Origin of the sequence: Baaleninema sp. (assembly GCF_049974805.1) — a bacterium.
Lineage (GTDB): Bacteria > Cyanobacteriota > Cyanobacteriia > Cyanobacteriales > Geitlerinemataceae > Baaleninema.
Genome location: NZ_JBNGCO010000006.1, coordinates 41,231 through 61,402 on the forward strand (window position 1 = coordinate 41,231; position 20,172 = coordinate 61,402).

A 20,172-nucleotide genomic window follows, 5' to 3' on the forward strand; every position below is an offset into this window, starting at 1 on the left:
GTAAATCATGCAAAATCAAGTCAGTTTATTAAATCAAAAAACTATATTCCGTGACTCGATTTTCTCCCAAGGACACCGCCACTTGAAACCGCGTTCCAACCTCACCTTGAAATCGCAGTTGAAGCAGTTCGCTTGTCTCTCCCTCCGCACCATGACACTGTGCCGTTTTCGTCTGTCCCGATTCAGAAGAAATCGTCAAGCATAACCCCGCAGGAAGTCGATCGTTGAGGTCGATCGATCGGACTTGAAGCCAAACCCCCACGCGATTATTTTCTCGAGACATCAAACATATAATTAACGCCACCGTTCGACGAGAAAATTGTATTGTTAACTCGATGGTTTTCGCGCGTCGGACACTCGCAGCCGGATGGTTGGGAGCAATTCGTTCTAAACTAAATGCAGCTTCCCATCGGGTATTCTCATCTTTCGCCGTTCGAACAATCTGACTCAATAATTCGATCGCCTCAACACTTTTCGATCCCATTTCCCCCAAAACGCGAATCGCATTTTGACAGCTGTCTTCTTCCCCCGGTTTATCCAACGTATTTTGAATATGTTGGCTTAAATCGACCACCGTTTCAGGATGGAGTTTCAACGGTTGAAATCTTGGAGAACTTCGCACGCCAACTAAGCCAATATGCTGATTTTGGCTTAGGGATTCTAAAGTTTGCCACCCTTCAGCCATACGCTCGGACAACCACTGAGATAACCGAATTGCGAACTTTTTTTGAGTTGATTTTCTCTGCCTTTCAATTCGTTTGTGATATAAGCGGTTAACCCGATCAAAATCAGAAAAGAAACGACCCCATTGTTCGAACGAAACATCTAGCCGAGGCGAAGCCTCACGATTTTCACAAAGTATTTCCAGTAATCGATCGATTTCCCTCGCAGAGAGCTGGGGTAAAGGTGAAAGTTGCGGTAACGGTTCGGGACAAAGTTCGAGAGCAACCCACAGAGAAATGATATTCTCAATCACGAAATCGCGATCGATCCGATACGTTCGATCGCTCTCGTTATAGTCCCCATTTTCTTTCAAAATCTCGCGAGTGGTAAATCCCCAAATCCGAAGAATTTCATGATCCGGTAAAACTTGAACGGCGACATAATAATTCGCAGCAAGTTCGGGAATATCCACCCATTCTTGGGGAACGTAAAACGCTTCTGTATCGATGGTCATACTGGGAATTAAAGCAATACGACAATCGCTAAGTTCCACAACACTGCCATTGACAAATTCCCACAACAATGCTGTATTTTCTTCCCCGAGCCACACAGAAGGCGCTTCGTCTAAGTCCGAATCCTCTCCACTGAATTCCTCTACAAACCGTCTCAGCGTTAATCGGTTGATATAAGCATTCCAGCGAGCCAGATTATTGGAATAAAATTGAGAATCGTTCCAAGCGATTTTACAATCGAATTCATCAATTTCAATACATAGGTTATTTGGGTAACTGAGTTGTAATTCTCCAATAAATTTCATGGCAACCTCCTTTTTTCTTCCAGCCTTTAATAATTGAACTTTAACTTACATCAGATCCATCGAATACAATCGAGTATTTAAAATCCAGTATTTTACGAGCTTTTGAAAAGATTTTTTTGTCGATGGCAGCGTTTTTAAATCGCACAAAAATCCCTCATTTTTAATGTAGCCTTGATAAACCTCAACCAGGTCTAAATAAAGCTGTTGTTCGATTTTATCTAACCGTTGTCGCACCCGGGTTTCCTCCTCAGAAAACTCTTTCGCAATCGCGGCGATCGCCTCTCGTTCTCGACCCCCACATTCCCACAATACCGTATCCCAACGTTTGAGCCAGGTTAACTCCGAAAAAAAGTTCGCCTGAAACCGTCTTTCCAAATGATTCCAAACTTCAGATTTCAAGTAATTTTCCAAAGTTGACTCAAACAGGTCGTATAACTCCCGTCCGAGAGTTTGCGTATTCAATGGAATCTCAAATTCCTCACTCAGATGAACCGCAATATTTTGCAGAATCCTCTTTTTCACCTTTTGATTTTTTCGAGTCACTTGAGACTGTCCCAGGTTCAAAATAGACCCCACATCCGCTAAATTGAGTCCCAACCCCATCGAGAATTGAATCGCCAAGCGATCGATCGGATTTTGAGCCTTCAACAGTCGATCGATCTCCCGCAAAACTCGTTGAGATGGGGAACTGACTTCATCCCAACCCAAAATCTCTTCCCCACTCTCCCCAGAAACCTGAATCTGTTCGAGTCCCGCCGGAAACTTCAACGAATCGTCCGTTGACTCTATTCGTAACATATCTCTTTGACGTAACGCGCGATCGCAAAGTTCCAAATATTCCCGAACCTGACTTCCATTCATTGGCGGAAAAATAGCCGGATAAGGACGCTGCTGGTTGTAAATATCCGCAATTTCTTGAAGTTCCCAATTCTCTGGCGGCCAAGGATAACGTTTTACAGTTGGGGGATTCGCTTCAGAAAACTCCAACCATCGATTTTTATAAATCTTCCACAACAGCACATAATGGAAGTGTATCGAACTTCGCTCTAAAATATCGTGACAAGACTGCAATATACTTCGCATTTCTTCGGGATCGTTCGATATAGTCCCTAGATTATTATAACATTCATGAATTAAATTTATCGTTTTTTTGTTTATTTTTTGAATGCGATTGAATCCAGCAACAGGCTGTCCGGCTAAAACTTGTTTATAACAGCGTAATGCCTGAAAATATTCTTGATTTTTTCTAGAATTATCCGAAACATTTAAAATGATTTTACGGAAATGAACCTCACTCACTTTCCATAAATCTAGCCTTAGAATTCCCGAAAATTCTAAGGCATCTTCTAACGCCTTTTGACTGGTAGTTTTTAACAATCCAGCAACCGTATATTTAACCTTTTCTTTACCCTGGCGTAACCGCTCTTTAACCAAATTCTCTAGCTTATAAGCCAGCCAATTATTAAGCCGACTTTCTTTTGAATTATAAACTTTCAAAATTAAAAATAACTCTTCCCACAAAAATTCATTGACCATCGAAAAAATCTGTCCGTATTGCAGTTCGGGATATAAAACTCTAAACCACGGCGCAGCATTGATTTTAGACGCCACTCCACTGCAAACATCTTGAAAATAAGAAAGTAAGTGCAACTTCGTCAAGCGATTCTCGGGATTCTCCAGCAAATCTCGACAAAATATCGAGAACCACTCCCTTTCATTTCCCTCAGAATTTTGCCTTAAAAGTTGCTGAAAATGCCGTTGCGCTTCCCGATCGATCGACCAGCGCACCGACTCTCGACTATCCGTAACAATAAACGCCGAAAACTTCTCTAACAACGTTCGCGATCGCAGTTTCATGAATCCTTACCCTGGGTGAATTTGAATACAAACCCTGTGGGGAGTTCCACCTCTAGCCGAGACTGGGTTATTTACGAACGGGCTTCTCCCCATCCAATCTATTAATCTATCGGGATCGCTGTCAAAATTATGCACCCGAAACAAAACCCCCAGCATCTCGCAGATACCGGGGGTCTCCCGCCGCCTCAACACCCAAGATGGCGTATCACATCCGTCATATCACGCCAACATCGGATCCAGTTTCCCCTGACTGTCTAACTCATAAAGATCGTCACAACCGCCAATATGCTCGTTGTTAATAAAAATCTGCGGCACCGAACGGCGTCCGTTCGCACGTTCCGCCATTTTCGCGCGAGCCTCCTCATTACCGTCGATTTTATACTCCGTAAACTTCACCCCTTTCCACCACAGCAGCAACTTCGCGCGAATACAAAACGGACAAGTCTGCCAAGTATAAATTTCAACATCCGCGTTGACGCGCTCCGGATGGCGTCCCAACAGAGAATTCAACCAATCAAACATCAGCGTATCTCCCAGAAATTCTGTGTTTTAACTCTAGCGAAATCATTCCGGACAGACAACTCGTCAAATCTAGACAACTCAGCGACAGGGCTTATACTCCATCCTCATCTCAAACAGCAGTTTTTCCCAACCCTACAATCCCCCCAACCCCCCTTAGAAAGGGGGGTTAAGGTGGGATGTGTCTCTGTGGTGAGAAATTTCCCCAACCGATGAAGTACGCCATCCTTTTCCAACAAAAAAAGGTAGGCAATATCGCCTACCCTTTGAACGTAACGAACATCTGAATCGCTGGCAGTTCTAACCCATGATGTTCTTGAAAAACTCGATCGTCTCCTTCAACGCCGCCACAAACCCATCGATTTCCTCACGAGTATTATAAAAATACAAACTCGCCCGCGCCGTCGAAGACTGCCCTAAAATCTTATGCAACGGCTGCGTACAATGATGCCCCGTGCGGATGGCGATACCCGCCTCGTCCAACAGCGTCGAAAGATCGTTGGCGTGAACGTCCGCCGACGTAAACGACGCTAACGCCGCCCGTCCGCTGCCGTCCGCTTTCGGTTGCGGACCGTACACCGTAATCCCCGGAACCGTCGAGAGTTTATCGAACAAATACCGACATAACTCATGTTCGTACTCCGCGACTTTATCCATCCCGAGAGTCATCAAATAATCCACCGCCGCCCCCAGCGCGATCGCCTCCCCAATCGCCGGAGTTCCCGCCTCAAACTTGTGAGGCAGTTCAGCATAAGTCGATGCTTCCAACTCCACATCAGCAATCATCTCGCCGCCGCCCAAAAACGGAGGCATCGCTTCGAGAATCTCCAACTTGCCATACAAAAACCCGATTCCCGTCGGCGCACACATCTTATGTCCCGACGCCACCAGCCAATCACAACCGATTTCCCGCACGTCGATGGGCATATGCGGAATGCTTTGGCAGGCGTCGATTAACACCTTCGCCCCCCGTTGGTGCGCCAGTTCGGTAATCTCGCGAACCGGATTGATGCAGCCGAGGGTATTCGAGACGTGAACCACAGCGACGAGTTTCGTTTTCTCCGACAACAGCCTTTGATACTGCTCGAAATCAAACTCTTGCGTTTCCGTCATTTCGACGAATTTCAACACCGCCCCAGTGCGCTGCGCCACCAACTGCCAAGGCACCAGGTTGCTGTGGTGTTCCATCACCGAGAGGATAATTTCGTCTCCCGGTTGCAGCCTGTTCGCCCCCCAGGAATAGGCTACCAAGTTGATGGCTTCGCTGGCGTTGCGGGTAAAAACGATTTCGTTGCGAGAAGTGGCGTTGACGAAAGCTGCCACCTTATCGCGGGCGGCTTCGTAGTTCTCCGTGGCGCGGGCGCTGAGGGCGTGGACGCCTCGATGAACGTTGGAGTTATCGAATTTGTAATAGTGTTCTAGGGCGTCGAGAACCGCGTTCGGCTTCTGGGATGTCGCCGCGTTATCCAGGTACACCAGGGGTTTCCCGTGAACCTGCTGGTGCAAAATCGGGAATTCCTGCCGCACGCGATCGGCTAAGGTTTTTTCGGTAGCAAGAGTCATGTTGGGGCTTCAGCGTTCAGACGTTCGCTCGGTATACTGCTAGATAGTTCTAGATTAACGATTAACGAGTCGTTGGAGAACCCAGACTTCGAGATTACAACTCGACATTACAACTCGACGCGACAAGCGACGCATTGGGCGATGGTTTTCTGCAAGGATGCCAAAGGAACCTCTTGCAGAATTTCCGCCGCAAACGCATCCACGAGGAGATTTTCGCTAGTGATTTTGTCCAAACCGCGACTTTGCAGATAAAACACCTCGTCCGCTTCGAGTTGACTCACCGTCGCGCCGTGGCTGCACTTGACGTTATCGGCGACGATTTCCAACTGCGGTTTCGTGTGGACTCGCGCCTTCGGCGACAGCAACAGGTTGCGGTTGAGTTGGCTGGCGTTGGTCATCTGCGCCGCTTGGGGGACGACGATACGCCCGTTGAAGACGGCGTGGGCTTTATCGCCGACAATGCACTTGTGCAGTTGGTTCGCCGTTCCGTTGGGATAGTTGTAAGCAACAGTGCTGTGGGTATCGGCGGTTTGCGTTTTGCCGATGAGGGTCAACCCGTTTAACGTGGTGGTCGTCCCTTCCCCGGTTTGGTTGACTTCGATGTTATGTCGCGAAAGCTGCGCCCCCAGCGTCAAAGCGTGGCAGTGATAGCGACTGTCGCGGGCTTGGGTGACGGCGGTGGTACCGATGTGGAACGCCGAACCGTTGTCCCGTTCGAGGCGCACGTGGTTCACTTCCGCGTTTTCGTGCAGCCACACTTCCGTGACGGCGTTGTTGAAATAGGCGACGCCTTGGGAATCGGGACAGCCTTCAGTGGTGGAAACGTACTCTTCAACCAGCGTCAGGCTGCTGTTGCTTTCCGCCACCACCAGACAGCGGGGTTGCGTCAGCATCGCTTTATCCGTCGGAGACGCTACAAATATCAGTTGCAGCGGCGTTTCGACGATTTTTCCGCGCGGAACCCAGACGATCGCCAAATCGGTAAAGCTGGCGGAGTTCAACGCGGTAAAGACTTCACCGTGGTTCGGATGTTGGGCGATATAGTCGCCCAATTTCTCTTGTTTCTCGGGGGGAAGTGCGCTGACGTTCCCCGCCCAAACACCCTCTGGCAACGCCCGAACGTCCGATAGACTTTCGGTATAGGTACCGTTGACGAAAACGAGCCGACTTTGCGGCGCTTCCGGAAGCAGACAAGTTTCGATGCGCGATCGATTTACCTCTACCGACGGCGCGGTGTTGAATTCCACGTTCAGCAGCGGCGACAAATCGGTAAAGCGCCATTCTTCATCGCGCGTCGTGGGAATCGCCAGTTCTCGCACCCAGGCTTCCGATCGATCTCGCAGAGTTTTCAGCGCCGTCACCTCTGTAGCGAGGGGTTCTCGCAGGTTCAGCAGTTGGGTGAGCGACGAAACTTGTTGTTTAGTAATCGTTTCAGGACTCATTTATACCCCCACCGTTGCAAATTGTTCGATCGCCCAATCGTAACCCTGCTCTTCCAGTTTCAGGGCTAAATCTTTATCGCCGCTGGTGATAATCCGTCCGTCGTACATCACGTGAACGAAATCCGGAACGATGTAGTCCAGCAACCGCTGATAGTGAGTAATCATCAGCGTGCAATTGTCTTCTGTGGCCAGTTGGTTCACCCCGTTGGCGACGATTTTCAGCGCGTCGATATCCAACCCGGAATCCGTTTCGTCGAGAATGGAAAGGGTGGGTTCGAGGAGCGCCATTTGCAAAATCTCGTTGCGTTTTTTCTCCCCACCGGAAAAGCCTTCGTTGACACTGCGGTTGAGGAACTCGGCTCTCATTTTCACGACGTCGAGTTTTTCTTCAACGAGATCTTCAAAATCGAAGGTGTCGAGTTCTTCTAAACCTTGCGCTTTGCGGTGGGAGTTGTAGGCGACGCGGAGAAAGTCCAGGTTGCTGACACCGGGGATTTCAATCGGGTATTGGAAGGCGAGAAAAACGCCTGCGGTGGCGCGTTCGTCGGCTTCGAGTTCGAGGAGGTTTTGTCCTTTGTAAATGACTTCGCCCCCCGTTACTTCGTAGTCAGGATGTCCGGCGAGAATTTTGGAGAAGGTGCTTTTTCCGGAACCATTCGGCCCCATAATGGCGTGAATTTCTCCGGCTTTGATTTCCAGGTTCAAGCCTTTGAGGATTTGAGTTCCCTCGACGTTGGCGGTGAGGTTTTTGACGGATAGAATGGTGGGTGCGTTTTCGACAATCATGGGTTTAGAAATCGACAGGAATTGAAATCTTTTTGGATGTTGTTTTCGGTAGGGTGCGTGACGGCGGTGCAACCCGTTTCGCTGAATTCTCAAAAAATTAATTCCGCCGTCACGCACCGATGGTTGGATTTTTCCGACACATCAATACATCAATTGAACGGAATTGAACGGAATTGAATTTGGTGACGCCGTTATGTTTCTGATTTGGGGGGCGGTGCGTGACGGCGGAAATTCCATTTTTCGGAGATTCCCGAAGCTTCTTCGCCACCGTCACGCACCCTACGGGAATTCGTTACATGATTTGTTGGTTATACCCGAAAGTTTTGCGCCGTCGCGTACCTCACCGATCGAATCGGAGAGAATAATTCGGAGAGAAGAATCAGGTGGGCTGCAACACCCACCTGATGCAATTGAATTAACCGACGGTTCCTTCGAGTTTCAAGCTCAGCAATTTATCGGCTTCCGCCGCAAATTCCATCGGTAACTCGTTGAAGACATCTTTACAGAATCCGCTGATAATCATGGACACTGCGTCTTCTTCCGAAATCCCCCGCTGTGCGAAGTAGAACAACTGATCCTCACCAATTTTGGAGGTGGAAGCTTCGTGTTCGACTCGCGCCTCGTTGTGGCTGACGTCGATGTAGGGGAACGTATTCGCTTCCGCGTTGTCCCCAATTAACATCGAGTCACATTGGGAGTAGTTCCGGGAACCGGAGGCTTTCGGCCCCATTTTCACTAAGCCGCGATAGCTGTTTTTCGACTTCCCAGCCGAAATCCCTTTCGAGATAATGGTGCTTTTGGTGTTTTTGCCGATATGCACCATTTTCGTCCCGGTGTCGGCTTGCTGGCGGTTGTTGGTGAGGGCGACGGAGTAAAACTCACCCACGGAGTTATCGCCGACTAAGACGCAACTGGGATATTTCCAGGTGATGGCGGAACCGGTTTCTACTTGCGTCCAGGAGATTTTGGAGTTCTTGCCTTTGCACAACCCCCGTTTGGTGACGAAGTTGTAAATTCCACCTTTGCCTTCTTCGTCTCCGGCGAACCAGTTTTGTACCGTGGAGTACTTGATTTCGGCGTCGTCGAGTGCCACCAGTTCCACAACTGCTGCGTGAAGCTGGTTGGTGTCGAACATGGGAGCGGTGCAGCCTTCAAGGTAGGTGACGGATGCCCCTTCTTCGGCGACGATGAGGGTACGCTCGAACTGTCCCGATTCGCCGTTGTTGATGCGGAAGTACGTCGACAAGTCCATCGGACATTTCACGCCTTTGGGAATGAAGACGAAGGAACCGTCGGTGAAGACGGCGGAGTTCAAGGCGGCGAAGTAGTTATCGCCGACTGGAACCACGCTTCCGATGTATTTTTTCACCAGTTCGGGGTGTTCTTGCAGGGCTTCTGAAATCGAACAGAAGATGACCCCGGCTTCGGCGAGTTTTTCTTTGAACGTCGTCGCCACCGATACGCTGTCGAAAATGGCATCGACGGCGACGTTGGCGAGGCGTTTTTGCTCGGACAGGGGAATTCCCAGTTTCTCGAAGGTGTCGAGAAGGGCGGGATCGACTTCGTCGAGGCTTTGTTTTTTCTGGTCGCCTTTTACTTTCGGAGCGGAGTAATAGACGATATCTTGATAGTTGATGGGGGGATAGCTGGCGTGTTGCCAGTTGGGTTCTTCCATCTTCAGCCATTGGCGATAGGCTTTGAGACGGAATTCCAACATGAATTCCGGTTCGTTTTTCTTGGCGGAAATGGCACGGATGACGTCTTCGTTTAATCCGGGCGGTACACTTTCGGTTTCGATATCGGTTACGAAACCGTATTTGTAGGGCTGGTTGACTAGGGTTTTGACGGTCGCACTCATCGATCGATCTCTCTCTTACGAACGGCGGTTGAGTGGAAAAGGTAAGGAAACGGTAGGATTTAAAGTGAAATTGAAGGGGGATTGAAAGGGGATCGAATAATTTAGCAGCTTCTGGCTAACCTCGAAGCCATAGGATTGAAAAAAGCGTTACGCGCTCATGCGATCGGTCGTCGCGCGGATTTCGTCGATGGTAATGTCTTGCTTGTCTCCGGCGAAGTCGTTATCTTCGGTCAAGAACAGCATACAGTGACATTCTTTGCGCTCTCGCATCGGCACGCAGGGACAGTTCCAATAGGTCGCTTTGACTTCGGCTTCTTTGTCTTCGTAGTGCCGGCAAGGACACAGCGGCGCACCTAACTCGTCTTTGTGCTTGGCTAACCCTTCGATGACCACGGCGGTGATGCTTAAGTCCGAACAGAAGTAGGTTCCGGTGCGCTTGGCGTACTGTTCGGAAAACTTCCGCATCGCTTCTAAATTCTTGTCGGTTGCCGGCTGGGGACTCGTCGGTGCGTTCATATGACACTTGATTCAAACAACTTCTGTCTATAATGGAGTGTAAAGCAACACGGGTGTTGTTTTACTCCTTACATTAAGGTTACTTTAGCAACACCCTTGTTGTCAAAGTCGAAATCGATAATTCTTATAATACGTTGCTGCAATGGGTTTGGGCATAACCATGACGAGGGCGACCACTCAGCATAGTTCCACGAAAGGCGACATTCTGCAATACTTGCTCAAATACGGGCAAGCGAAAGCGCAGACCTTGGCCGAGGCGTTGAAAATCAGCCCGCAGGCCATTCGCCGCCATCTGAAGGATTTAGAAGGAGAAAACCTGATTCAACATCGTTCGGTGCAGGCGGGGATGGGACGCCCGCAGCACGTTTACGAACTCACGAGTGCTGGACGCGAACGCTTTCCCAATCATTACGACGAGTTCGCGGTGTCTTTGCTCGATACGCTGGCTGAAACGGTCGGTCAAGACGAGATGGGCAAGGTTCTCGGGAAGCAATGGAAACGCAAGGCGGAGTTCTATCGTCAGAAACTCGGTCGAGCGCCGCTTCGGGAACGGGTGGAAAATTTGGTGGAACTCCGCCGTGTGGAAGGTTATATGGCGGAATTGGTGGAACTGGAGGCGGAGGAGGACAACGCTGCGCCGCAATTTGTGGTTGCTGAGTATAATTGTGCGATCTCTAATGTGGCGGAGTCGTTTCCGAGCGTGTGCGGCTATGAGTTAGATATGTTCGCGCGGGCGTTACCGGACTGTCACGTGCGACGCACGCACTGGATGATTAAGGGTGAGAACCGCTGCGGCTATTTGATTCAGTTGAAGGAGGATGAAGACGAGGGTGAGGTGAGTCCGAGAAACGGTAACAGCTGAGGGTAAAATCTCGTCTCTCGAACTCGCGATCGATCTTTTATCAATCTCTGGCTGAGAACTTTACGCGACGGTTAACGTCGGGTAACAGTTCTCGTGGCGCAGCCAGCGGTTTTACCGAGCGCCAACGGGTTGGAATGCGTTGCAGGACATGACGGGAGATTCGAGGGTGCCGTTGAGGGCGCAGGCTTTGTTGACACAATGAGCGCAGTTGGCGGTACGATAGCTGCTGCACAGGGTTACGGGAGAGTCAGCCGAACCACTCAGGGGGCAATTGAGGGTTAGGCAGTTTTGACAGTCCGCCGTTTGCAGTTGTTGCGGTTGGGTTTCGCGAACCGTAGTGGTAGCCATAATGCTTCTCCAAAAGTAGGCAATGAGGGTTTAGGGCAAATTACTTCACGAACAACTGGAGTTCGTTTTGTCTCGACTAAGCACCAACAGGTTGGAAACCGTCGCAGGACATGACGGGAGATTCCAGGGTGCCGTTGAGGGCGCAGGCTTTGTTGACGCAGAGGGCGCAGTTGGCGGTACGATAGCTGCTGCACATCGTTACGGGAGATTCAGCCGAACCGCTCAGGGGACAGTTGAGCGACAAGCAAGCTTGGCAGTCTGCGGTTTGCAGTTGTTGCGGTTGGACTTCCCGAACTGTAGTCGTAGCCATGATGCTTCTCCAAAAGTAGGCAGTGGGGACTAGGGAAAACTCAGTTGTCGATCGAGTCGGGTTGAAATCGCCAGTTTTGTCACGAGTTGCGATCGCCCGATCGCTTATCAAATCGACATTTGAACTTGTTGTTCCTCTAGCTGTCATCAGACTACCACTCTCAACTGAAGCTGTCTATTGACTGTCAATAAGTCAGTGTTGCTGCACGTTGTCGATAGTGTTCTTGCCAAACGGCTTTAATGGGAGAGTTGGTAAGATATTCGATCGCTGCGTCCCTTCCTGTGGCTTCTCAATTTTGCTGACACATCCTATCAAGTATTTTTTACAAAGCTTTACGATGGGTGGTTCTGGTTCTCTCTTCAACCCTGCGTTGAGAAGTCGATCGCGATAGGATAGTTGGAAACGCGCAATTCCTCATCATGACAGCCAATCGACCGATTACCGTTGAATTCCTCAACCCCGAAGAAGCTGCGAAAGTCGAAGCAGCGCTGCTCTCGTCTCAGGAGAAGTTTTTGGCGCGGGTGACGATTTACGCACTTCGATCGCTCGGTCAAATTTCCGCCGAACGGGGGATGGACATCGAAGAGATTACCCCCGATCTCGTGGCGGACTGGGTACAGCGCGATCGCAACATTCACCAACAGGTTGACATGGACGCCAGTTTCGTCACCTTTTTTAGCAATCTCATCGTGTCTTCCCTTAAACCTCTGCGTCAGATTTCCGCCGAAAGCGAAAAACCTATCGCCGAGATTACCATCGAACAAGTTCTCGAGTGGTTTGAACGAGAAGCTAAACGGCGCGTCGAGACCTAACGTTTAAAGGTCTCGCCGTTTGGCGTCGATAACCGGAAAATTCTGACTGAACATCCAGAAACCGGGTTTCTTTCACGAAACCCGGTTTCTCAACAGGATTTTTTAATTGAGATACTATTGCAATAGAAAAGCTAGAGCGATAAAGTATATTTCTGTTTCGAGCCTTTTTATCACTGTCGATCGACCGATCGATCCGTCTCGCAATTGAAAAAAATTCTAGACTAAAGCAGACCGAACCATGAAACGATTCAAATACTTTTGGCTGGGTTTGGCCAGTGCAGTGGTGGCGATCGTCGTCGGCTGCACCGCGCAACCCGACGCCCCCGACACTTCCTCAGCCGCTACCGGAACCGGAAACGGCGAACAAGTGGTCAACCTGTACTCGTCCCGCCACTACGACACCGATCGCAGCCTCTACGACAACTTCACCGAACAAACGGGAATTGAAGTGAACCTCGTAGAAGCCAAAGGGGACGAACTCATCGAACGCATCAAGAGCGAAGGCGCCAACAGCCCCGCAGACGTTTATATTACCGTCGATGCGGGGATGTTGTGGCGGGCGCAAGAAGCGGGAATCTTACAACCCGTCGAATCGGAAATCCTTGAAAGCAAAGTTCCCGAGAACCTGCGCGATCGAGAAGGTCACTGGTTCGGACTCTCCAAACGCGCTCGCGTCATCATTTATAACAAAGAGGCGGTCGATCCTAGCGAACTTTCGACTTATGAAGATTTAGCCGATCCTAAATGGAAAGGGAGACTGGTGATTCGATCGTCGAACAATATTTACAACCAATCCCTCGTGGGTTCGCTTTTAGCCGCCAACGGCGAAGAAGCCACGGAAGAATGGGTCAAAGGGGTGGTTGAAAACTTCGCCCGTCCCCCCGAAGGAAACGACACCGCTCAAATTCGCGCCGTGGCCGACGGTTTAGCTGATATCGCTGTGGCGAACAGCTACTACGTGGCGCGGTTGGCGAACTCGGACGATCCTGAAGATCGGGCGATCGCCGAAAAAATCGATATGTTCTTCCCGAACCAAGACGGACGGGGAACCCACGTGAACATCAGTGGGGCGGGAGTTGTGGCCAACGCACCCCATCCCGAGAATGCGGTCAAGTTTATCGAATATCTCGTGAGTCCCGAGGCGCAGACGGTGTTTGCGAAAGGAAATAACGAGTTTCCTGTGGTGGAAGAGGCGGAGTTAGACAATCCGTTTTTGGAAAAATACAGCGGGTTCAAAGAGGATTCTCTCAACGCGGGAATTTTCGGGAAAAACAACGCTGAAGCCCTCATGATTATGGATCGCGCGGGATGGAAGTGATGCGGGGATGAGGAGATGATGGGATGAGGGGATGATGGGATGAGGGGATGATGGGGCGGTGCGTGACGCGGTAACAGTCCATTGACCGGATTTCGGCGCCATTCTTCGGCCGCGTCACAGCACCCTACCCCTTTCTCTCCCCGGCTCTCCGCGTACAGAGTGGGCAATGCGGAAATCCCTGAACTATACTTACGGATGGAGTTGTGGGAGTTCCTGAAACCATGATGACGCAAGGGATTTTCGGAGGCGATCGACCCTCGGCTTCGGCGCGATCGATCCTCGTCGGCGGTGTCAGTGGGTTGATGCTGGCGGTGAGTTCGCTGGCGTCTGTGGCGATCGCAGGCGATCCGTTTCGCAGCGAAAATCCCCACGACATCGGCGACAAAACGGAAAAGGCGTTCGAGGCGTTTTTTAAAGACAGCCACTATCCCAACGCAGAAGCCTATTTAGATGACGCTCTCAATAGCGAAGCGGACGATCCCATCGTTCCGGCGATGAAAGCGTCGCTACTCTACCTCGAGGAACCGGACGAACTCGAGACGGAGTTTCAAGAGTACGCCGCTGCGACGATCGCCGCTGCTGAGGCTTTGCTGGAAAACGATCCCCTACGAGGAAATATTTATTTAGCGGTGGGTCACTTTTTAGAAGGGGGGTATATCCTCAAAACCGAAGGGGTGGTGCGCGGCGTTCCCAAGGCGTTGCAGAAGTTGCAGTTAGTGTTTCAACATCTCGATCGCGCCGCTGATGAAGACGCCACCGATCCCGAACTCAACATCATCAAGGGTTACATGGATTTGATGTTAGCGGTGTCGCTTCCCTTCGCCAATCCCGATCGCCCCATCGAACGGTTGCGAGAACACGCCGCCCCGGAATATTTGGCGCAACGGGGGTTAGCGGTGGGATATCGCGATTTGGAACGTCTCGAGGAGGCGATGGAAGCGGTCGATCGAACCTTGGAACTGACGCCGAACAATCCGGAAGTGATGTATCTCAAAGCTCAGATTTATGTGGAGAAAGGGGAACACGCGGAAAGTTTGGCGTGGTTCGATCGAGCTTTGGCGATGCGGGAACAGCTTCTTGAGGAGTTAGTCGAACAAATCGAACGGGAACGGAACAAAGCTCAGCGGGAAGTGGAGGAAAACGGTGACGCAGCCGAGGCGTCGTGAGGTATCCTAGGAAAGCTCAACTCGTGCGCCCGTCCAGTATGCAAGTTCAGTTTCGCGAATTCAATCCCTTCGACGTTTGGTTTTGGATCGAATTCAGCACCACGCCGTCGCCCCAGGAACAGCAGTATATTGAAGAACTTTTCGATTCTTGGTTTTTCTTGGGAAAACTGGGAGGTTTCAACGCCGAAAACCTGCAAATTCAAGAAGAAGGCTTAGAAATCAGCTATATGGACTATAGCGATCGCGTGGCGGACGATTCCATGTTGGCGTTGATGCACAATATGGGTGAGTTCGAGTATCAAGCCAATTGGGGACGCTGTTGGTTCGATTTGGGAACCAGCGATGCGATCGCCATCGATGTTTTGGCGAACGCCCTGCGCCAGTTGAGTCTCGATTACGTGGCGATCGAGCGGTTGATTATCGGCGGACAAAACGAAGACTGGCCGATTCCCGAGTCTCATGAAGCGCAGTTTGCGGATTATAATTAACGGTGGCTGAAAATCGATCGAGCCACGGAAACCCAACCGCGACAACGTTGGGTTTCGCGCCTCAATTGAACCGACAATAGAAGGTTGAGAACGTCGTTTCAGCTTGCAGTTCCCTTTCAGTTTTTCATGGGTAAATATAATTCGATTCGCGTCTTAGCCTTGGGATTAATTCGCGACGGCGATCGATTGTTTTTAGGAGAAGGATTCGATCCGGTCAAAAAAAAGACGTTTTATCGCGCTTTGGGAGGCGGCGTCGATTTCGGAGAACTGAGCATCGACGCCCTAGAACGAGAATTTCAAGAAGAAATTCAAGCGGATTTAAAAAATATTGAATATTTGGGATGCGTCGAGAATATCTTTAAATTTAAAGGGAAAACCGGACACGAACTCATTCAATTGTATCGCTGCGATTTTGCCGATCCGGAATTTTACAAAATCGATCGCATCCCTTTTTCTGAAGGAAAACGCAAAAAAGAAGCCCTGTGGATCGACATTGAAAAGTTTCGATCGAACGAACTAATTTTATACCCCGAAGGCTTTCTAAAATTCCTGTAATTCCCCAAAAGCGATCGCTTCTCCCTGTCGCCTTATACATAAAACTGCGAATTTGTCAAGGAAAAATAGGGAGGATTTTCGAGAGGTCGAAACGGGAACGAAACGCACAAAAAGCCCCCGTATCGTTAAGATACTGGGGTTCTTTTGATGCCGAACCACACACCCAGGCGGCGATTTTGATAACTAAATGGTAATATACCCAATCGCATCCTTGTCAGCGAACCGCTAACTGTCCACTGTCCACTGTCCACTGTCCACTGTCCACTGTCCACTGTTCACTGTGTCTCCCCCTCCAAGAGGCCAATGCCGAATTCAACCAAACTCGATCGCGTTCGACCGACAGAAAAACCCAGAATAACGGGCGTTTCCCCCGAACAAAAGCCCGTTTTAGCCGTGTTGATGGTGGCCGCTTGCATTACTACCCTGACGGGAGCGGCGATCGCGCCCGTATTTCCCGACATGGTAGACCAACTCGCCCTCGATGCCCGTTGGGCGGGACTGCTGGTGAGCGCCCCCAGATTGAGCATCGCCCTCGCCAGTCCGATTTTAGGCTTGCTGGCCGATCGCATCGGCAAACGACGCATTCTCGTCTCGTCTCTCCTCGGATTCGCCGTTTTCGGCATGATGGGGGGATTCCTGCGAAGCTTTACGCCGTTGCTGGTGGTGCGGGGACTCGTCGGCGTCGCCAACGGCGGCATTTCGGCGGCGAGTTTGGGATTGGTGGCCAGTTGGTTCGACGGCGAAACGCGATCGCGCCTGATTGGATATACCACCAGCGCCATTTCCCTGACGACAACGGTGGTTCCCTTAATGGCGGGGGGACTCGGGGCGTTCGGTTGGCAATACGCCTTTAGCCTCTACGGACTCGCCTTTCCCGTCGCGATCGCCACCCTGCTAATCGTCAAAGAACCGAAATCCAGCAGCAAAACTCTCGGCGACGTATCCCTTGCTTCCGTGGGGCGAGATTTACGACAGTGGAAAATGCTGGTTTTGTTTTTCAACCTCGCCGCCACCTCCGTGGTGTTCTACACCGTCATCGCCTACGCACCGCAATACTTCCAAGACGCCATCGGTGCCGACGCCCCCACCAACGGCGTGATTTTGGCCACTCGCGCCATCGGTGCCGCCATTATCGCCGCTGTCGGTACCACCACCGTCGCGCGGCGGTTCGGATCGATCGGTGCCGCCGCCTTGGGATTCGGTGCGATCGCCCTCACCGTGGCGACGATTCCTATCGTCAATAATCTGGGATTGGCATTAGTGGCGGCTTTTGGCTTCGGCGTCGGCTTCGGATTGGTGATGCCCAACCTGTACAACCTCCTCCTCGATCTCGTCTCCGAGAACAATCGATCGACCCTTTTGGCGTTGGGGACGGGGTTTGCCGCCTTGGGACAGTTTTTCGCGCCGATTCTTCTCGGGGGAATTTGGAAAAGCGGCTATACTGACGTATTTCTCGTGGCCGCCGAAATCGCGATCGCCAGCGCCTTGCTGCAACTGGCCAGTCATAAACTTCACCGCTAACCTCCGCAACTGCCTCACCCCTACCCTTTACCCCTCGTTTCGACGGAAGCGACTTTCATGTACAAGATTATTCAAACCCTCCTCAGCCCCTACGCCAAATTGATAACGGGGCAGTTTCTACGAAAAACCCAGCAGGCGAACCGCGTACAAGAAGAGTTTTTACTGTCGCTGGTACGGCGTCACCAGAACACCGAATTCGGTCGTCAGTATCAATTCAGCCAAATTCGCAGCGTCGAGGACTTTTTAAAGCGGGTTCCTGTTCTCTCTTATGCAGACCATCAGCCTTACACTGAAAAAGTTGCCCGAGGTAAGTCGAACGTTCTCACCAGCGATCGCGTGCTGTGTATGAACATGACGAGCGGTTCGACGGGCAAGAAAAAACTCATTCCCGTTACCGCACAAGCCAAGCGAATGCGGGGAAAAGCCCATCGGACGGGGATGTGTTTCGGTCTCGAAGCCCTGCGAACGACGGGGCGATCGCTCGGACAACTGCTAGTGACGAGTTCGATCGAATTGTTCGGCGAAACCGAGGGGGGAATTCCTTACGGACCCATCAGCGTCAACCATCTGCGAAACGCCGACTTCCTCGAACGGACTCTGTTGGCGTCCCCCTACGAAGCCCTCAAAATCGGTGATGGCTTGGCGCGTCATTACGTCTGCTTGCTGTTTGCCCTCAACAACCCCCACACTCGCGTTATCGGGGCGAACTTTCCCGTGTTGGCCTTGCAACTGGCGCAGTATCTTGAAGAATACGCCGAGTTTTTAATCGAAGACTTAAACCGGGGTTCGATCGCCCCTTGGTTGAACCTGGAACCCGACTTGCGATCGAACCTCGAACGGCAACTCTCTCCCGCCCCCCAACGCGCCCGCCAACTACGTCGAACCCTCGATCGCTTCGGACGCCTCACGCCGATTTTAGCCTGGCCGAATCTCTCCGTTGTCAGTACCGCCTTGGGAGGAACCTCCGATTTCTACTTACAGCGATTTCCCGAATACTTCGGCGATATTCCCGTCTTTGGCGGTATCTATTCCTCCTCAGAAGCTATCTTCGGCATTTATCACCACCTCAACGATAGCGGCAGTATCCTGGCCATCGAATCGGGATTTTTCGAGTTTGTTCCCTCCCACCAATGGCATCTCGAACAACCAAAAACCCTCCTCGCCGAAGAAGTCCAAATCGGAGAACACTATCGCATCCTCGTCACCAACTATAACGGCTTATATCGCTACGACATCGGCGACATCGTGGAAGTCGTGGGATTCTGTCACCCAACTCCCATCATCACCTTTCGCCATCGCCGAGGGGGATTGCTATCCTCCACCAGCGAAAAAACCACTGAATTCCACGCCGTACAAGTCATGGCGAAATTGCAGCAAGAATTCAACATCTCCCTAGAAAACTTCTGCATTACCCTCGCCGATAATGAAACGCCGCCCCCTTATTTGGTTAATATCGAACTTTCGCCAGGTCAAACCTTGAAGAATCCCCAGGCGTTTCTCGAACAGTTCGATCGCCACTTACAAGATATTCACACCTCTTACGCTTTCAAACGGCGCAGTCAAGTGCCGCCGCCCCGTTTGCGCGTCTTGGCTTCAGGAAGTTTCGATCTCGTCCGCCAGCGGTTGTTAGGCAATGGCATACCCGAACACCATCTCAAATTCCCCCACATCAGCGAAGATCGCCAGTTTTTAGCCGGGGTTTCCGTCGAACAAGAAGTTTGTCTTTCGCTCAATTGTCGGTAACGCTTGAACCCCAAAAAATCAAGACAACCAAGGAGAGTCTATCGTGAAAGATTGGGTTAAAACTATCGTCAACACGCCCCCCGTTCGTCAACTCGAAAATTTAGTCCCAAAATATTCCCTCGTGGGTGATTCCGTATTTTTCACAACCGAACAATTTCCCTGGTCAAAAAAACTCGAAGCCAACTGGCATCTCATTCGAGAAGAACTCGACCAAATCCTCGATCGCGTCGGCGAACTGCCCAACTTCCAAGATATTATGCCGCGCCAACAACGCATTAGCCAAGACGACGGCTGGAAAACCTATTACTTTTGTGCCTTTAATTTCATAGCCCAAAATAACTGCGATCGCTGCCCGCAAACCTGGAATTTAATCAAAGACATTCCCGGCTTAAAAGTCGCCTTTTTCTCCATCCTCGCCCCGGGCAAAGAAATCCCCGAACATCGCGGCAAACACAAAGGTTTAATCCGCTACCATCTCGGACTTCGCGTTCCCGAACCGAGCGATCGATGCGGCATTCAAGTCAACGGAGAAGTCGCCCATTGGCAAGAAGGAAAAAGTCTCATATTCGACGATACCTTTCCCCATTCCGCCTGGAACCGTACCGACGGCTATCGCGTCGTCTTATTTCTCGACATCGCCCGCCCCTTAAAATTCCCCTTATCCCTCATCAATTGGAGCGTTTCGCAAATTCTTTCTGTCTCCTCGATCGCCCGCGAAGCCCAAGCCAATTACCAAACCTGGGAAACCCGCTTTGAAGCGGCAAACACCCTCAAAAAATAGAACATTAAACAACCCAAAAAAAATGAATCCCGGCATTTTAAAAATTCCGGTTTCTTACCCCAACACCCAACACCAAAAACCCCTCTGTGTCCTCTGTGTCTCTGTGGTTAATCACTCAAAATAACAACAAACAATTATACCACAAAATGCTCAAAACACCGATAAAAAATCAAAATTAGCCGCTCTTGAGTTTCCCGGGCGCTCCCCCCAACCTACAAACCCCTAAAAAACCTCTGTGTCCTCTGTG

At 50.7% G+C, this 20,172-nt stretch carries 19 protein-coding genes; 9 read left to right on the plus strand and 10 right to left on the minus strand.

Annotation, left to right across the window (positions count from 1 at the left end; genetic code table 11):
• Nucleotides 1–28: 28 nt before the first annotated feature.
• From ACP5D4_RS02465 to ACP5D4_RS02500, 8 genes are all read right to left on the minus strand, one after another.
• Nucleotides 29–1,480: a DUF1822 family protein gene (locus ACP5D4_RS02465; protein WP_428010033.1), complete on the minus strand. Its 1,452-nt coding sequence runs from the start codon at nt 1,478–1,480 to the stop codon at nt 29–31.
• Between the two features lie 45 nt (nt 1,481–1,525).
• Nucleotides 1,526–3,337, minus strand: a complete 1,812-nt coding sequence (locus ACP5D4_RS02470) for a hypothetical protein (protein ID WP_428010034.1) — start codon at nt 3,335–3,337, stop codon at nt 1,526–1,528.
• Nucleotides 3,338–3,556: 219 nt separating this feature from the next.
• Nucleotides 3,557–3,859, minus strand: coding sequence for a glutaredoxin 3 (grxC, locus tag ACP5D4_RS02475; protein WP_428010035.1), 303 nt, complete (start codon nt 3,857–3,859; stop codon nt 3,557–3,559).
• Between the two features lie 297 nt (nt 3,860–4,156).
• Nucleotides 4,157–5,419, minus strand: a complete 1,263-nt coding sequence (locus ACP5D4_RS02480) for a SufS family cysteine desulfurase (RefSeq protein ID WP_428010036.1) — start codon at nt 5,417–5,419, stop codon at nt 4,157–4,159.
• 107 nt (nt 5,420–5,526) lie between these two features.
• The gene (gene sufD, locus ACP5D4_RS02485) at nt 5,527–6,861 is read right to left on the minus strand and encodes a Fe-S cluster assembly protein SufD (protein ID WP_428010037.1); all 1,335 of its coding nucleotides are present in this window, start codon (nt 6,859–6,861) and stop codon (nt 5,527–5,529) included.
• The gene (gene sufC, locus ACP5D4_RS02490; protein WP_428010038.1) at nt 6,862–7,647 is read right to left on the minus strand and encodes a Fe-S cluster assembly ATPase SufC; all 786 of its coding nucleotides are present in this window, start codon (nt 7,645–7,647) and stop codon (nt 6,862–6,864) included. It abuts the gene before it with no gap.
• A 415-nt stretch (nt 7,648–8,062) separates the two neighbouring features.
• Entirely contained in the window at nt 8,063–9,505 is a 1,443-nt protein-coding gene (sufB, locus tag ACP5D4_RS02495; RefSeq protein WP_428010039.1) for a Fe-S cluster assembly protein SufB, read from the minus strand.
• A gap of 147 nt (nt 9,506–9,652) precedes the next feature.
• Nucleotides 9,653–10,021 carry a ferredoxin thioredoxin reductase catalytic beta subunit gene (locus ACP5D4_RS02500; RefSeq protein ID WP_428010040.1) on the minus strand — a complete coding sequence of 123 codons (369 nt, stop codon included), beginning with the start codon at nt 10,019–10,021 and terminating at the stop codon, nt 9,653–9,655.
• A gap of 160 nt (nt 10,022–10,181) precedes the next feature.
• Here ACP5D4_RS02500 and sufR point away from each other — a divergent pair, with 160 nt between their 5' ends.
• On the plus strand, nt 10,182–10,883 hold the full coding sequence (gene sufR, locus ACP5D4_RS02505) for an iron-sulfur cluster biosynthesis transcriptional regulator SufR (RefSeq protein WP_428010041.1): 702 nt from the start codon (nt 10,182–10,184) through the stop codon (nt 10,881–10,883).
• 111 nt (nt 10,884–10,994) lie between these two features.
• On the opposite strand, the gene ACP5D4_RS02510 is transcribed toward sufR, so the two are convergent.
• A complete protein-coding gene (locus ACP5D4_RS02510; RefSeq protein WP_428010042.1) occupies nt 10,995–11,231 on the minus strand; it encodes a hypothetical protein in 237 nt (78 codons plus the stop codon).
• Between the two features lie 76 nt (nt 11,232–11,307).
• Entirely contained in the window at nt 11,308–11,541 is a 234-nt protein-coding gene (locus ACP5D4_RS02515; RefSeq protein WP_428010043.1) for a hypothetical protein, read from the minus strand.
• Nucleotides 11,542–11,960: 419 nt separating this feature from the next.
• On the opposite strand from ACP5D4_RS02515, the gene ACP5D4_RS02520 reads away from it, so the two are divergent.
• From ACP5D4_RS02520 to ACP5D4_RS02555, 8 genes are all read left to right on the plus strand, one after another.
• The gene (locus tag ACP5D4_RS02520) at nt 11,961–12,353 is read left to right on the plus strand and encodes a hypothetical protein (RefSeq protein ID WP_428010044.1); all 393 of its coding nucleotides are present in this window, start codon (nt 11,961–11,963) and stop codon (nt 12,351–12,353) included.
• A gap of 238 nt (nt 12,354–12,591) precedes the next feature.
• On the plus strand, nt 12,592–13,671 hold the full coding sequence (locus ACP5D4_RS02525) for a Fe(3+) ABC transporter substrate-binding protein (protein ID WP_428010045.1): 1,080 nt from the start codon (nt 12,592–12,594) through the stop codon (nt 13,669–13,671).
• Between the two features lie 203 nt (nt 13,672–13,874).
• On the plus strand, nt 13,875–14,837 hold the full coding sequence (locus tag ACP5D4_RS02530; protein WP_428010046.1) for a Sll0314/Alr1548 family TPR repeat-containing protein: 963 nt from the start codon (nt 13,875–13,877) through the stop codon (nt 14,835–14,837).
• A 38-nt stretch (nt 14,838–14,875) separates the two neighbouring features.
• Nucleotides 14,876–15,325, plus strand: coding sequence for a DUF3531 family protein (locus ACP5D4_RS02535; RefSeq protein ID WP_428010069.1), 450 nt, complete (start codon nt 14,876–14,878; stop codon nt 15,323–15,325).
• Nucleotides 15,326–15,451: 126 nt separating this feature from the next.
• Nucleotides 15,452–15,880 carry an NUDIX hydrolase gene (locus tag ACP5D4_RS02540; protein WP_428010047.1) on the plus strand — a complete coding sequence of 143 codons (429 nt, stop codon included), beginning with the start codon at nt 15,452–15,454 and terminating at the stop codon, nt 15,878–15,880.
• Nucleotides 15,881–16,183: 303 nt separating this feature from the next.
• On the plus strand, nt 16,184–17,401 hold the full coding sequence (locus ACP5D4_RS02545) for an MFS transporter (protein ID WP_428010048.1): 1,218 nt from the start codon (nt 16,184–16,186) through the stop codon (nt 17,399–17,401).
• A gap of 57 nt (nt 17,402–17,458) precedes the next feature.
• On the plus strand, nt 17,459–19,144 hold the full coding sequence (locus tag ACP5D4_RS02550; RefSeq protein ID WP_428010049.1) for a GH3 auxin-responsive promoter family protein: 1,686 nt from the start codon (nt 17,459–17,461) through the stop codon (nt 19,142–19,144).
• Between the two features lie 43 nt (nt 19,145–19,187).
• The gene (locus ACP5D4_RS02555) at nt 19,188–19,925 is read left to right on the plus strand and encodes an aspartyl/asparaginyl beta-hydroxylase domain-containing protein (RefSeq protein ID WP_428010050.1); all 738 of its coding nucleotides are present in this window, start codon (nt 19,188–19,190) and stop codon (nt 19,923–19,925) included.
• The last annotated feature ends 247 nt before the right edge of the window (nt 19,926–20,172 follow it).